Origin of the sequence: Enterococcus sp. ZJ1622 (assembly GCF_011038845.1) — a bacterium.
Classification (GTDB): Bacteria; Bacillota; Bacilli; order Lactobacillales; family Enterococcaceae; genus Enterococcus_B.
On record NZ_JAAKDW010000001.1, the window covers coordinates 96,641 to 110,921 of the forward strand.

Genomic DNA, 14,281 nt, shown 5'->3' on the forward strand with positions numbered 1-14,281 from the left:
CGATCGTCCAAGCAAAAAAATGGTATGATGAGTACTAGCAAAAACTAAGAGAGAAGGCACAAGAATGGACAGCATGGAAAAAGTCAACCGATTTAGAGATGAGAGGAATTGGCGCCAGTTTCACAACGAAAAGGATTTGGCCATCTCGATCTCATTGGAAGCCTCAGAATTGCTGGAGCTTTTTCAGTGGAAACAGCCGGAAGAGGTCAGAGAAACGAATTTGGAGCGAATCAAAGAAGAATTAGCAGATGTGCTGATCTACTCTTATATGATGGCCGATAACTTGAACCTCGACCTTGATGAGATCATCGAAGAAAAACTGGAAAAAAACAATCTCAAGTACCCTGTTGAAAAAAGCAGCGGCAAACGGGAAAAGTACACAGAGCTGTAACGATCTCTTATTTCAGCTGACAAAAAAGAGAAGTGGAGGGACGAGCATTGAAGAAAAAAGGACGAGTGAAACGCTGGTTGGTCAATCTGTTGTTGTTTTTACTACTGCTAGTAGGACTAGCGCTGATTTTTAATGAACAGATCAAGGATTATTTTGTGAAAAACACAGGGGAAAAATATGCTATCACAAATGTGACAAAGGACGAATTGAAGAAAAACAATGAAAAAGAGGCAAGTTTTGATTTTGATGCAGTCGAATCGATGAGTACAGAAAGCGTCATGCGGGCGCAAATGAGCAGACCAGAATTGCCAGTGATCGCAAGTATTGCTGTACCTTCTGTTTCGATCAACCTACCTGTTTTCAGAGGTTTGGATAATGCATCGTTATTATACGGTGCAGGGACATTGTCGCCTGACCAGAAGATGGGAGAAGGAAACTACGCATTAGCAAGCCACAGAGCCAACAATCCCGAACTTTTATTCACACCTTTGGAGAATTTAGAATTAGGAGCAAAAATCTATCTGACAGATCTGGAAAACGTGTATACATACAAGGCTGTTTTTAAGGAAAAAGTCGCTCCGACTGATACGCAGCTGCTCGATATCGACGAGGACAAAAAGCTTGTCACGCTGATCACATGCGGAGATATGGATGCCGTCACTCGTCTAGTCGTCCAAGGTGAATTAGAAAGCGTGACTCCAATGGAAGATGCAACGGATGATATGCGTACTGCGTTTAACCTGCCAACTAAAACATTTTAAAAAAAGCTTGTGACAAACGCTATCTTGCCTCAAGCAGTAAGAACGGTCAGGGGATGTGACAAAAGTATTGTCACATCCCCTTTTTCCGAATAAACGGTGTTCCAGAGACAGCCTATCGGCAATAAGGCACGATTTTGTAAAATATGGGAAGCTATTTTTCAAAATCGATTCTTATCGCTCAAGGCTGAACCTCTCTGACACAACCTCTCCACTAAACGGTGTTCTCCTGCCAACTCCTCGGGCACAAGTCACAATATTTACAAAACATGAGTAGCTGTTTTTTGAAATTGTTCCCTGTGCCTCAGAGTTAAACGGCAGGCTCACAACCTCTGATTGGCTTAGTGCCGTAGTGGATTCGATCTTTTGCCACCGATCAGACGGGAACAGCGATGTTTCCCGTTTTTTTTTTAATTATCAAATGAAAAGGGTTGCAAAATAAAAAAGTAGATGTTATGATAAATATACATCAGAAATGGGTTGTTACTGTACGGCAGGCAAAACCAGAATTCAGCTAGGTTACTAAGGCGGATTCTCGGTTTTTTTATTTTTTCTTGAGAGGGCGAAGGAAAATGGTGATCGAAAAAGTTTTGAATAACAATGTCGTCATTTCAAAAAATGAATTAGGGGAAGAGATCATTTGCATGGGGAAAGGACTGGCTTTTCAGAAAAAACCAGGAGACTTCATCCCGTCAGAAGCAATCCAGAAAGAATTCATCTTGAAAGATTCGATTTCTACTTATCAATTCCAGCAGCTGATGGCAGACGTTCCCTTGGAAGAAGTAGAACTAGTGAAGCAGATGGTTGACCAGGCGGAAGAAAAACTTAATGTAAGCTTTTCTCCGAATATCTATTTGACCTTGACCGACCATGTCCACTATGCGATCAGTCGGGCAAAAGAAAACATCCAGTTGCCGAATCCGTTATTGTTTGAAACAAAAAAATTTTATCCAGACGAATACCAAGCGGCAAAAGAAGCGATTCAGCTGATCGAACAGAAAACTGGTCTGCTGCTTCCGGAAGATGAGGCGGGATTCATCGCTTCTCATTTTGTGAATAGTCAGCAGGGAAACGGAGATATGCAATTGACCATGAAAGCAACGAAAATGGTCAGAGATATTCTCAGCATCATCAGTAAATTTTTTGGTGTCGTATTTGACGAAGAATCACTGAATTACCAACGGATCATCACGCATCTGCAATTTTTCGCCCAGCGTTATCTAAAAGGCGAGCGTTCAGATGAAACAGACGAATTTCTCTATGCACTCGTTCAAGGAAAATACCCGAAAGCCTTTCATTGTGTCGAACGGATTAACGAGTATCTGGCGCAGACACAGCAGCAGGAAATGGGGGTAGCGGAGCAGATCTACCTGACTATCCATATCCAGCGAGTCGTAAACGAAAAGAGTACCCAATCATAAGGATTGTTACTGTTAGGCAGGCAAAACCCGGATTGAAAAAAGAAGGACACGAGGTTTCGTGACCATTTTTTCAATCCGGGTTTTTTTATTAAATAAACTAGAAAGAAGGAAAAAACAATGGATAATCAAGCAGTAGGCCGTCGCGTGTGGGAAGCAGTAGGTGGACAAAAGAATGTCATCAGTCTGGTGCATTGTGCCACCCGTTTAAGATTCAAATTGAAAGATGAAGCACTCGCAGATACGGAAAAATTAAAAAGTGATCCGGATGTCATCCAAGTCGTCCAAAGCGGCGGACAATATCAGGTAGTCATCGGAAGTAATGTGGCGGATGTCTATCAGTCGATTGTCGATGAAGAAGGATTGGCTGAACAATCAGAGGAGGAAAAATCCAACAATCCGTTGAATCGTCTGATCGATGTGATCTCAAGTATCTTCACCCCGCTTCTTGGAGCAATGGCAGCAGCAGGTATCTTGAAAGGTTTCTTGTCTCTTGTAATCGTTTTAGGCTGGTTATCGGCAGAAAGCGGTGCGTATCAATTGCTGTTTGCAGCCGCTGACGGTGTATTCACGTTTCTGCCAGTGATGCTTGCCTTTACAGCCGCTAAAAAATTCAAGACCAACCAGTTTTTATCTGTAGCAATTGCGATGGCACTTGTTTATCCTGCAATCACAGCTGTTGCTGGTGCAGGTGGCGGGCTTGACTTTTTCGGCCTACCAGTGATCTTGTCACCGTCTGGGTATACCTCATCTGTGATCCCGATTATTTTAGCCGTTTGGGTACAAAGCAAATTCGAACCTTTCGTCAAAAAAGTCGTTCCGCAATTTCTGCAAATGATTTTCGTTCCGCTGATCGTTTTGTTAGTCATGGTACCACTGACCTTTTTAGTATTAGGGCCATTAGGGACTATCGCTGGGAACGCATTGGGCAGCCTATTCAATTCGATCTACGGGTTTAGCCCACTGGTCGCTGGACTGATCATGGGAAGCTTGTGGCAAGTTTTCGTGATGTTCGGGATGCATTGGGGCTTTGTTCCGATCATGTTCTTGAATATCGAACAATTCGGGTTTGATGTACTGATGCCAATGCTTTTGCCAGCGGTTTTAGCACAAGGAGGGGCTGCACTTGCGGTAGCTGTCCGAACGAAAGATACGAAACTTCGCTCATTAGGGATCTCATCGATGATCACTTCTTTATTCGGTATCACAGAACCGACAGTATATGGCGTGACATTGCCATTGAAGAAACCATTCATCGTTGCTTGTATTTCAGGCGGGATCGGTGGAGCGCTGATCGGTTTTTCTGGAGTCAAGGCATTTTCAAGCGGATTAGTCAGTTTACTGACGATCCCGACATTCATCAGTACGATCGATGGAGTAGATTCCAGTGTCATGATGGCGGTGGTAGCTACAGGGATTTCATTTGCACTCGCCTTTTTGGGGACATTGATGCTTGGATTTGACGAAGCTGAGCAAGACAAAAAATTGGAGGACAAGCAACAGACAACTGCAGGAGAAACGATCCTGACCACACGACATACGTTGAAAAGTCCAATGACAGGAAAGATCCTGCCACTGAGTGATGTCCCTGATCAAGTGTTTTCTTCAGGAGCTATGGGGAAAGGGATCGCTATTGATCCAGAAAATGGTGAATTGATTGCACCGGCAGACGGTGAGATCACCACGATTTTTCCGACCGGACACGCAGTAGGGATCACCACGAAAGACGGGATAGAAATCCTGATTCATATTGGTATGGATACGGTAGAATTAGAAGGAGAAGGATTCGAAACTTTCGTGAACCAAGGCGACCAAGTCAAAGCAGGTGATTTGCTTGTTCGTTTCGATATCGAAAAAATCAAGGCAGCTGGCTACAGCACGATCACACCGATCGTCATTACGAACACGGATACTTTTGCCGATGTTTTAGAATTGGATCAAGAAGAGATCATCGCGAGTGAAGACTTTTTAGCTATTGTAAAATAAGGAGGAAATGAAGATGCACACACGTTTTTCAAAAGATTTTTTATGGGGCGGCGCGACGGCAGCCAATCAGTTAGAAGGAGCCTACGATCGAGATGGTAAAGGATTGTCCGTAGCCGATGCAATGCCTAGCGGGAAACAGCGTTTTGAGATCATTGGTAGCGAAGCATTCGATTGGACGATCGATTCAGACAAGTATATCTATCCCAATCATCGAGGCATCGACCACTATGATCGCTTCAAAGAAGACATTGCTTTATTTGCAGAAATGGGCTTCAAATGCTATCGGTTTTCGATCGCGTGGACACGCATTTTTCCAAATGGAGACGAGAAGACACCGAATGAAGCAGGCCTAGCTTTTTATGATCAAGTGATCGATGAATGTTTGGCATATGGGATCGAACCTGTGATCACGATCTCGCATTATGAAATGCCTCTTCATCTGGCAAAAGAATACGGAGGATGGAAAAATCGCCAGTTGATCGACTTTTATGAGCGTTTTGCCCGTACGGTTCTAGAACGATACAGCGAAAAGGTAAAATATTGGATGACGTTCAATGAGATCAATTCAGCTTTCCATTTCCCGGCATTGAGTCAAGGGTTGGTAAAGAGTAATGGTGCAGGAGAATACCAGAATATTTTCCAAGCTTGGCACAATCAATTCGTGGCAAGCAGTAAAGCTGTAAAAATCGGTCATGAATTACGTTCAGATATCCAGATCGGTTGTATGATCATTTACGCAACTACGTATAGTATCGATGCGAATCCGATCAATCAAGCTGCAACGATGATCCAAAATCAGGAGTTCAATTTCTTTTGTACAGATGTCCAAGTCCGTGGAGAATATCCAGCTTATACCGCGCGTACGTATCAGAAATATGGCGTTGATCCTGAAAAGTTAGAACAAACAGAAGAAGATTTCCGTCTCTTGAAGGAATATCCGGTCGATTATATCGGTTTCAGTTATTATATGTCGACAGCAATCAATGAGACTGACCCAGAGGCAGCGACTTCTGCTGGAAATCTCTTAGGAGGCGTGAAGAATCCGTTTCTTGAAGCCAGCGAATGGGGATGGCAGATCGATCCGGAAGGCTTGCGGATCGCCTTGAACGAACTCTATAATCGCTATCAAAAACCTTTATTCATCGTAGAAAACGGCTTGGGCGCGATCGATCAAGTAGCAGAAGATGGCACGATCGAGGACGATTATCGGATCGATTATTTGAGAAGACATATCGAAGCAATGGCAGAAGCAGTTGCAGATGGTGTTGAGCTGATGGGGTATACTCCTTGGGGCTGTATCGATCTTGTCAGCGCCTCTACTGGAGAAATGAGCAAACGTTACGGTTTCATCTATGTAGATCTTGATGATGAAGGAAAAGGGACCTTGGATCGTTCGAAGAAAAAATCATTTGAATGGTACAAAAAAGTGATCGCATCGAACGGCGAAAGTTTGTAAAAATGAAACCAGTCAACTAAATCCGAAAAAGAATACAAAGCCAACTTGGCATTTGTATTCTTTTTTTATTTTTTATGTGCTATTCTTTTAGTAATAGTAAAGCGAAGGGTGACGTTATGAGAAGGACACGTGTACTATACCTAGAAGTAGCAGATAAAATCAAAGAAGATATTTTTTCAGGGAAATACCCCGTCGGTTCGATGCTGCCTACCGAAAATGAATTGGAAGAAATGTTCCAAGTGAGCAAGATCACTGTACGTAAGGCGATCGAGCTGCTTGCATCTGATGAATATGTGGAAAAGAAAAGCGGACGTGGAACGACCGTGCTGAGCAACCGCCCTTACAATCGACTGTCAAAAGCGGCAAGCTTCACGCAGATTCTTGAGAATTCCCAGTATGACGTCCGAAAAGAGACACTTGAGCTGAAGAGGATCGAACTGCCGAAAGAAGCGCCTATGTATTCCTTTTTCGGAAATCAGGCAACTTGCTTCAAACGGCTGTATTATTTAAATGACAAGCCGTATATTTACTTCACGCATTACTTGCCGAAAGAGATGCTGGCATTCAGCCGCAAGGAATTTGACGAAGAATCCTTATATCGTTTGCTGACAAAAAAAGGGTATGCCATTGATTCTTTTTCTGATGATTTTTCAGCTGTTTTTTTGACCGACGAAGAAAAACGAGTCTTAAAGACCGATGTACAGCTAGGGATCAAACGTATCCGCCAGTCGACCACTCAAATGGGCGAAATGATCGAGTATTCAGAAGCTCTTTATCATACGGAGCTCCATCCTTATCATATCGATTATGAAACATAAATGATCCTGCTGACTGCTTCTCTTACACTGGATTGTTGAAATTCTTGCGTGTTTTCCGATATTTTTTCTGTGAGTGATTTTTTTAGAAATGAAGGGGCTGTGACAAAATTACTGTCGCAGCCCTTTTTTCTCTTTCATTAGTAGAAGTTCTAGAAGTTCGTCCTGCTAGTTAGCTAACATTTGTTTCGAAAAACGTTTACATAGTGTATGGGATGTGTTATTGTTTTGATATAAACATTATAATGTTATAAAAGGAGAGAGCGGAATGGATAAATTTGTAGGAGTGATCGAACAAAAAATCATGCCCGTAGCGAACCGGATCGGAACGCAGCGGCACATGACAGCAATCAGAAAAGGGATCATCGCGACGATGCCGCTAACGATCGTTGGTTCTTTTTTCACGATTTTATTGAATATCCCCATTGCATCTGTCGCAGCAGTTATCGAGCCTTATCGTGAAATCTTGGATATTCCTTTTCGCTACACTGTGGGTATCCTTGCACTGTATGCGACATTTGGGATTGCTTCTTCATTAGCGAAAAGTTATAAAGTAGATTCGCTGACTGCAGGTATTTTGGCACTGATGTCCTTCTTGATCGTGGCAGCACCGCCAACTCAAGTACTGGAGGACATGGAAGGAATCACCGCAGGACGTTATATCAATATTGCGAACCTAGGATCAGGTTCTTTATTCGGTGCGATCGTCACAGCGATTATTTCAGTAGAGATCTATCGCTTTTTCATTGAAAAAAAGATCACGATCAAAATGCCGGATGGTGTGCCGCCCGAGGTGACGAATTCTTTCGTTGCATTGATCCCGGGAGCAGTGATTCTGATTTTCTTTTGGATCATCCGACACATGCTAGGGTTTGATTTAAATGGCTTTTTGAGTCAGTTACTGATGCCGCTGAAAGGTATTTTAGCAGGGAACAGTTTATTCGGTGGTCTTTTGACGGTCTTTTTGATTTGCTTTTTCTGGGTATTGGGGATCCATGGGCCGGCGATCATGGGACCTGTTATCCGTCCATTCTGGGATATCTCGATTGCAGAGAATATCGACGCCTTCAACGCAGGGACAAGTGCCCATAACATGCCGAACATCTTTACTGAACAGTTCCTCCAATGGTATGTTTGGATCGGCGGAGCAGGAACGACGCTAGCATTAGTAGTGTTGTTCATGTTTTCGAAATCCAAATACCTGAAAAGCTTAGGACGTTTGTCTATCTTGCCAGGATTGTTCAATATCAACGAACCAATGATTTTCGGGGCACCGGTAGTCATGAATCCGGTGCTTGGTATCCCATTTATTCTCGCTCCGTTAGTCACAACGACGCTGTCTTATCTGTTGACCGTCAGTGGTGTCGTGCCGATGATGGTCGCTCGCTTGCCGTTTGCTATGCCGGCACCGATTGCTGCCTGGATGAGTACCAACTGGAGTGTTGCAGCCGGGGTATTAGTGATTGCCAATTTTCTGATCACTTTAGGTATCTATTATCCGTTTTTCAAGGTCTTCGAAAAGCAGCAGCTTGCACGAGAAGCAGAAGAAAAAGCGGAAGAAGCAGCAAATCTGACAGACGTGATCACACAAGAGCAAGTCTGATCGGTACGAAAAACAAAAAACGGAGGAAATTCGAATGAAACGTTCTTTAGGAATCTCTCTTTATCCCGATCATAGTGACGAGAAAAAAGACCGAGAATATATCGAAACGGCACACCGATACGGTTTTAACCGGATTTTTATGAGTATGCTAGAAGTAACGGAAGATCCAGTGATCGTTCAGAAAAAATTCCAGCAGCTGATTTTGTTTGCGAAATCTCTAGGATTTGAGACAATATTAGATGTAGCACCAGCGATTTTTGAACAATTAGGGATCTCCTATGATGACTTGCGTTTTTTCCATGAAATCGGTGCAGACGGGATACGTTTGGATGAAGGATTCGACGGAAGAAAAGAAGCAGCATTGACCTATAATCCGTATCAATTAGCGATCGAGCTGAATATGAGCAATGATGTCGCTTATTTAGACAATATTCTGACATACCAGGCAAACACGCCATTTTTATACGGCTGTCATAATTTTTATCCGCAAGAAGGAACAGGCCTTCCCTATGATTTTTTTGAATCCTGCAGCAAACGCTTCAAAAATCAAGGGATACGAACGGCTGCTTTTGTTACGTCACAAACAGGAACGATCGGACCCTGGGATGTCAACGATGGGCTAGCAACGTTAGAGATTCACCGACATTTACCAGTAACTGCTGCAGCCAAGCATCTATTTGCGACTAATCTGATCGATGATGTTATCATTGGAAACGCATACGCTTCTGAAAAAGAATTGGAAGCATTAGGAAAGATCGACCGTTACCAGACGGTTTTTACGATCGAATTTGTGCCTAGAGTCAATGAAGTAGAGCGCCAGATCGTATTAGATGAACAGCATGTACGACGTGGAGATATAACCGCTCAAGTCGTTCGTTCGACAGAAGTACGAAAAAAATACCGTATGGAAGAAAACAAAGCGCATGATACAGCAGTCGTATTCCAAAGAGGAGATGTCGTCATCGGGAATGACGGATTCGGTAAATATAAAAATGAATTGCAAATCGTTTTAGAACCGCATAGCGACCCTAGAAAAAATAAAGTTGGGACTATCGTTTCAGAAGAGCAGCTCTTACTGCCCTTCATCAAGCCTTGGTCTAAATTCAAATTCATAGAAAAGTAGGAATGGCCATGTTTGATTTAGTGATTAAAAATGCCAGAAATCTAGACGAAGAAATCATTGAGATTGGAGTATCTGATGGGAAAATCTGTCAAATTGCTCCGAAAATCACGCAAAAAGGAAAGCGAGAAATCGAATTGCTCCCGCATCAATATGTATCTGCTGGATGGATCGATGACCATGTCCATTGCTTTGAAGAGATGACACTTTATTATGACTATCCGGATCAGATTGGTATCAATAAAGGGGTAACGACAGTCATTGATGCAGGAACGACGGGCGCAGAAAATATCTCGGTTTTTTATGAACATGCGAAGAATGCAAAAACGAATGTCTATGCTTTACTGAATATTTCGAAATGGGGGATCGTCGAACAGGACGAACTGGCTGATCTTACAAAAGTACAAGCGGGATTAGTGAAGAAAAAGATACAGGAACTCCCGGATTTTATTGTCGGGATTAAAGCACGGATGAGCAAGACTGTTGTGGGGAAGAATGGCATCATACCGTTGCAGTTGGCAAAAAGAATCCAGAAAGAGAATCAGCCGCTGCCACTCATGGTACACATCGGCTCGGCACCGCCTCGTTTAGCTGAGATCTTAGCGCTGCTAGAAGAAGGGGATATTATGACTCATTGTTTCAACGGGAAGCCTAATGGTATTCTAGACACAGATACTCAGCAGATCAAGCCATTGGCATTCCAAGCAAAAAAAAGAGGGATCATTTTCGATACTGGACACGGCACAGACAGTTTCGATTTCCATGTAGCTGAGACCGCTTACCGTGAAGGGATCAAAGCAGATTCGATCAGTACGGATATCTATATAAGAAACCGCAAGAACGGACCTGTCTATGATCTAGCGACTACGATGGAAAAAATGCATACGATCGGTTATTCATGGAAAGAGATCATCGAGAAAGTCACGATTGTCCCTGCGAAGAATTTCCACCTCAATGGAAAAGGGAAGATCAAGGAAGGATATGACGCAGATTTTACGATTTTCGAACGGGTTTTTGAACCCAAAACGTTAGTGGACTCGAATGGAAACAAAAAAATAACAGAGGAACAGATCAGACCTGTACAAGTGATTATCGGAGGGCAGCAATATGAGTGTAAGTTATGAAAAATTCGATCTAAAAGAAGTCATCAATGCTTCTGGACGTATGACGATCTTAGGTGTATCAACGGTTTCCGAAAAAGTTCTTGAAGCGCAGCGTTTCGGCGGTGAACATTTTTTTGAGATGGATGAGCTGAGCCGCCAAGTCGGTGCTTATTTAGCCAAGCTTCTTGCGGTTGAAGACGTGCAGATCGTTTCTTCGGCATCAGCAGGCATTGCACAGTCAATCGCAGCGGTCATTGGAAAAGGAGATCTGAAACATTTGTATCACCCCTACTCGGAGAAAATCCAGAAAAAAGAGATCATTTTACCAAAAGGACATAACGTGGACTATGGCACAACTGTCGAATTGATGGTCCAACAAGGCGGCGGACAAGTCATTGAAGCAGGATATGCGAACATGTGCACGCCAGAGCATATCGAGATGGCGTTGACGGAAAATACTGCAGCGATCTTGTATATCAAAAGTCATCACACCGTTCAAAAAAGCATGCTGTCTGTTGCAGAAGCTGTCCAAATAGCAAAAAAACTCGGTGTCCCATTGATCGTTGATGCAGCAGCAGAAGAAGACCTGCTGAAATATACGAAGCAAGGAGCGGATCTAGTGATCTATTCCGGCGCAAAAGCCATCGAAGGACCAAGTGCAGGGATGGTCATCGGAAAAGAGCCTTATGTTTCCTGGGTAAGACTGCAGTCAAAAGGGATCGGACGTGCCATGAAAATCGGGAAAGAAAATATCCTGGGCTTTGCTCAAGCCGTCGAAGATTATCTGGCAAAAGAAAGCGAATCAGGTCAGGAAATGAAAGATCGTCTGCAGCCTTTTATCGAACAACTTAACCAGATCAGTGGACTGAATGCATCGATTGTCCAAGACGGTGCAGGAAGGGAAATCTATCGTGCTAGTGTGAGGATCTCAGGTGGAAAAACAGCACATCAAGTAATCACTGAACTCAAAGAAAAAGATCCGGCTATCTATACTCGTGAATATCAAGCGAACAACGGGATCATTGAGTTCGATATCCGTTCAGTCAATCAGAAAGAAATGAAAAAAATCGTTGCACGATTAAACGAGATCATGCAATAAAAAGGAGAATCGCTCATGTCATTGACCCCAAATTATTTAGAAGACAAGTTATGTTTGAATGTATTAGCTCATTCAGTAGAAAATGCGATCGAATGCTATGAAGCAGCAGAAGGACATATTCTATTAGGTGTGCTCTCAAAAAACTATGCTACTGACGATGAAGCATTAGCCGATATGGAAAAATATCAGCAAGCAGTAAACAACGCTTTGTCGATCGGCTTAGGAGCAGGCGATCCGAATCAGAGCCAGATGGTGACTCGCTTAGCAGAGAAACTGCAGCCTCAGCATGTCAATCAGGTATTCACAGGTGTAGGAGCTTCACGGGCCGTCTTACGTCAATCTGAAACGATCGTGAACGGTCTGATCTCACCAACAGGTAAAGAAGGCTACGTCAATATCGCGACAGGTCCATTGAGCTCACAAGGAACAGCTGGTGTCGTGACGATCGACACAGCGATCCGTCTGCTGCAGGATATGGGAGGAAGCTCGATCAAATTTTTCCCGATGAAAGGACTGGAACATCTGAAAGAATATGAAGCAGTTGCTGACGCATGTGCAGCAAATGACTTCTATCTGGAGCCAACTGGCGGGATCGACTTAGACAATTTTGAACAAATCGTTCAGATCGCCGTTGATGCAGGTGTCAAAAAAATCATTCCGCATGTGTACAGTTCGATCATTGATCCCGAGACAGGAAAAACAAAACCGGAAGATGTCCGCGAACTTCTTCGTTTGATGAAAAAAATCATGGAACAAGGTGAGCAAATATGAAAATAGGTGCCTTTGGTGAAGTGATGTTGCGACTGACGCCTCCTGAACATCTGATGCTGGAACAGACGCATACCCTTCGAATGGCGTACACAGGAACAGGTGTGAATCTTGTCGGAAATCTTGCCCATTTTGACATTGAAAGTTATCTGCTGACGTCATTGCCGGACAACCGTTTAGGAAAAGCCGCATTAGCAAGTTTGAATAGTTTAGGTATCCAGACGAAATATGTGATCCAGCAGCATCAGCATATCGGGACTTATTTTGCGGAGATGGGATACGGGATTCGACCAACGGAGATCACTTATCAGAATCGAAAAAACAGTTCGTTCGGTCTTTCCTCTTTTGCAGATTATCAGGTCAATGGTTTCATTGATGCTGTCGATCTTGTCCATATTTGCGGAATCAGCTTGTGTTTGACGGACAATACAGCGAACACTGCACTTCTTCTTGCAAAAACAGCGCATGAACAAGGAAAGAAAGTCTGCTTCGATTTTAATTTCCGTCCCAGTTTGAATCAGGAGAAAGGGAAAAAAGAACAAATAAAAAAACGCTATGAAGCGATCTTGCCTTACTGTGATCTGTTATTCGGTTCTGTTCGGGATCTTGTGGAATTGATGGAGTGGACAGATCCGTCTTCTCCGGAAGAAGACTCTGTGGCCTTTATCCAGTCATTCCTAGTGTATTATCAGATCCAATGGTTTGCTGGGACGAAACGGACAGCTTCAGAAGGAAAAAAATATTTGAGCGGCTATTTGATCACCCAGAAAGAAACAGAAGAAACAAAGGTATATCCTTTAGAGGTGCTTGATCGAATCGGTGCGGGTGACGCATTTGCCGCCGGGATCTTGTTTGGTTATGTAAAAGGATGGCCATTAGTTGAGACAGTGGAATTTGCTTTAGGGAACGCCCGTCTTGCCCATTCGATCCAAGGCGATGTGCCATTGACCACTCGAAGACAGGTAGAACGACTGTTGAATGAACCAGAAACAGACTTGATCCGGTAAACATTTAGGGTGAAAAGGTTAGGACCGTTTTTTGTCCTAGCCTTGTTTTCACTAAAGTAGCTGAAAGCAAACGAAGAGGAGTACACCAAGACAATTACATAAAGCTAAAAAAACACATGAGAGGATAATATAGGCGAAGAAGAAGCGAATGAATGTACTTTTTCAACATATTGAAAAGAAATAGAGCAACCACAGAAACAAAAGGGATCAGGAAATGCCAAAACAAAAGAAATGTTTTTACAAAAACTTGCCCCAAAAACAGCCCAGTTTTTCGCAGTTTTTATGTTTTTCTTGACTACTGGTTACGCTATCAGTATCATAAATGGCAGATAGAGACAGCCAAATAAAAAAAGGCACCTCTGATTCTAGTGGCAGCTAAAATCAGAGGCCTTGAAAAGTCAACACACGTGACCAGACAAGTTTGCCATAGTCAATGTAAATACATCAACCTTGTTCATTGTATCGAATCTGAAGGTAGAAATCCAGCCTTTTGAGGAGAAATTTCAACAAAATGTATGCGTTTTATTTGCTGTGCGAAGGGGATTGGACATTTCGTGTTCAATGCCTTTTTTTGTCTGACCGACACCCAAGGACAAAACCACTGGAAACAAAAATTATCTTTTCGTTTTGAGTGGCAGCCAGCAAAAAGGTCAGTGGAAAAAATTTGTTTTTCAAGAAAAAAGTAGGCAGATCGTGCGTAACTTTATTATGAAAGCCGGTTTTTGATTTGGCTGTTTTCTATCATTGAAAAGAAAGG

Annotated in this window: 12 protein-coding genes; all 12 read left to right on the forward strand. The window is 43.0% G+C overall.

Annotated elements, in window-relative coordinates; translation table 11 throughout:
- Positions 1-64 precede the first annotated feature (64 nt).
- The 12 genes from G7Y42_RS00510 to G7Y42_RS00565 all read left to right on the forward strand — a co-directional run bounded on the left by G7Y42_RS00510 (position 65) and on the right by G7Y42_RS00565 (position 13,524).
- On the forward strand, positions 65-391 hold the full coding sequence (locus G7Y42_RS00510) for a nucleotide pyrophosphohydrolase (RefSeq protein ID WP_165002840.1): 327 nt from the start codon (positions 65-67) through the stop codon (positions 389-391).
- Between the two features lie 47 nt (positions 392-438).
- Positions 439-1,152, forward strand: coding sequence for a class A sortase (locus tag G7Y42_RS00515; RefSeq protein ID WP_165002842.1), 714 nt, complete (start codon positions 439-441; stop codon positions 1,150-1,152).
- Positions 1,153-1,721: 569 nt separating this feature from the next.
- Positions 1,722-2,570 carry a PRD domain-containing protein gene (locus tag G7Y42_RS00520; RefSeq protein ID WP_165002844.1) on the forward strand — a complete coding sequence of 283 codons (849 nt, stop codon included), beginning with the start codon at positions 1,722-1,724 and terminating at the stop codon, positions 2,568-2,570.
- 117 nt (positions 2,571-2,687) lie between these two features.
- Positions 2,688-4,553: a beta-glucoside-specific PTS transporter subunit IIABC gene (locus G7Y42_RS00525; RefSeq protein ID WP_165002846.1), complete on the forward strand. Its 1,866-nt coding sequence runs from the start codon at positions 2,688-2,690 to the stop codon at positions 4,551-4,553.
- 13 nt (positions 4,554-4,566) lie between these two features.
- Entirely contained in the window at positions 4,567-6,009 is a 1,443-nt protein-coding gene (locus G7Y42_RS00530; RefSeq protein ID WP_165002848.1) for a glycoside hydrolase family 1 protein, read from the forward strand.
- A 116-nt stretch (positions 6,010-6,125) separates the two neighbouring features.
- Positions 6,126-6,827 (forward strand): GntR family transcriptional regulator, encoded by a 702-nt coding sequence (locus tag G7Y42_RS00535; RefSeq protein WP_165002850.1) that lies wholly within the window; start codon positions 6,126-6,128, stop codon positions 6,825-6,827.
- A gap of 265 nt (positions 6,828-7,092) precedes the next feature.
- Positions 7,093-8,427, forward strand: coding sequence for a PTS sugar transporter subunit IIC (locus G7Y42_RS00540; RefSeq protein WP_165002852.1), 1,335 nt, complete (start codon positions 7,093-7,095; stop codon positions 8,425-8,427).
- Positions 8,428-8,461: 34 nt separating this feature from the next.
- A complete protein-coding gene (locus G7Y42_RS00545; protein ID WP_165002854.1) occupies positions 8,462-9,550 on the forward strand; it encodes a MupG family TIM beta-alpha barrel fold protein in 1,089 nt (362 codons plus the stop codon).
- Positions 9,551-9,558: 8 nt separating this feature from the next.
- The gene (locus tag G7Y42_RS00550; RefSeq protein ID WP_165002856.1) at positions 9,559-10,671 is read left to right on the forward strand and encodes an amidohydrolase/deacetylase family metallohydrolase; all 1,113 of its coding nucleotides are present in this window, start codon (positions 9,559-9,561) and stop codon (positions 10,669-10,671) included.
- Positions 10,655-11,749 (forward strand): DgaE family pyridoxal phosphate-dependent ammonia lyase, encoded by a 1,095-nt coding sequence (locus G7Y42_RS00555; RefSeq protein WP_165002858.1) that lies wholly within the window; start codon positions 10,655-10,657, stop codon positions 11,747-11,749. Before G7Y42_RS00550 ends, G7Y42_RS00555 begins: the two co-directional genes overlap by 17 nt.
- A 15-nt stretch (positions 11,750-11,764) precedes the next feature.
- Entirely contained in the window at positions 11,765-12,520 is a 756-nt protein-coding gene (locus G7Y42_RS00560) for a KDGP aldolase family protein (protein WP_165002860.1), read from the forward strand.
- Complete coding sequence (locus G7Y42_RS00565; RefSeq protein WP_165002862.1) at positions 12,517-13,524, forward strand: sugar kinase; 1,008 nt, start codon at positions 12,517-12,519, stop codon at positions 13,522-13,524. The genes G7Y42_RS00560 and G7Y42_RS00565 overlap by 4 nt, the downstream gene beginning before the upstream one ends.
- Positions 13,525-14,281: the final 757 nt, after the last annotated feature.

What these genes read in the sequence shown, in the direction of transcription:
- G7Y42_RS00510 (WP_165002840.1), top strand. Translation starts at nt 65, where the DNA reads ATGGACAGCATGGAAAAAGTCAACCGATTTAGAGATGAGAGGAATTGG.
- G7Y42_RS00520 (WP_165002844.1), top strand. Translation starts at nt 1,722, where the DNA reads ATGGTGATCGAAAAAGTTTTGAATAACAATGTCGTCATTTCAAAAAAT.
- G7Y42_RS00525 (WP_165002846.1), top strand. Translation starts at nt 2,688, where the DNA reads ATGGATAATCAAGCAGTAGGCCGTCGCGTGTGGGAAGCAGTAGGTGGA.
- G7Y42_RS00530 (WP_165002848.1), top strand. Translation starts at nt 4,567, where the DNA reads ATGCACACACGTTTTTCAAAAGATTTTTTATGGGGCGGCGCGACGGCA.
- G7Y42_RS00535 (WP_165002850.1), top strand. Translation starts at nt 6,126, where the DNA reads ATGAGAAGGACACGTGTACTATACCTAGAAGTAGCAGATAAAATCAAA.
- G7Y42_RS00540 (WP_165002852.1), top strand. Translation starts at nt 7,093, where the DNA reads ATGGATAAATTTGTAGGAGTGATCGAACAAAAAATCATGCCCGTAGCG.
- G7Y42_RS00545 (WP_165002854.1), top strand. Translation starts at nt 8,462, where the DNA reads ATGAAACGTTCTTTAGGAATCTCTCTTTATCCCGATCATAGTGACGAG.
- G7Y42_RS00550 (WP_165002856.1), top strand. Translation starts at nt 9,559, where the DNA reads ATGTTTGATTTAGTGATTAAAAATGCCAGAAATCTAGACGAAGAAATC.
- G7Y42_RS00555 (WP_165002858.1), top strand. Translation starts at nt 10,655, where the DNA reads ATGAGTGTAAGTTATGAAAAATTCGATCTAAAAGAAGTCATCAATGCT.
- G7Y42_RS00560 (WP_165002860.1), top strand. Translation starts at nt 11,765, where the DNA reads ATGTCATTGACCCCAAATTATTTAGAAGACAAGTTATGTTTGAATGTA.
- G7Y42_RS00565 (WP_165002862.1), top strand. Translation starts at nt 12,517, where the DNA reads ATGAAAATAGGTGCCTTTGGTGAAGTGATGTTGCGACTGACGCCTCCT.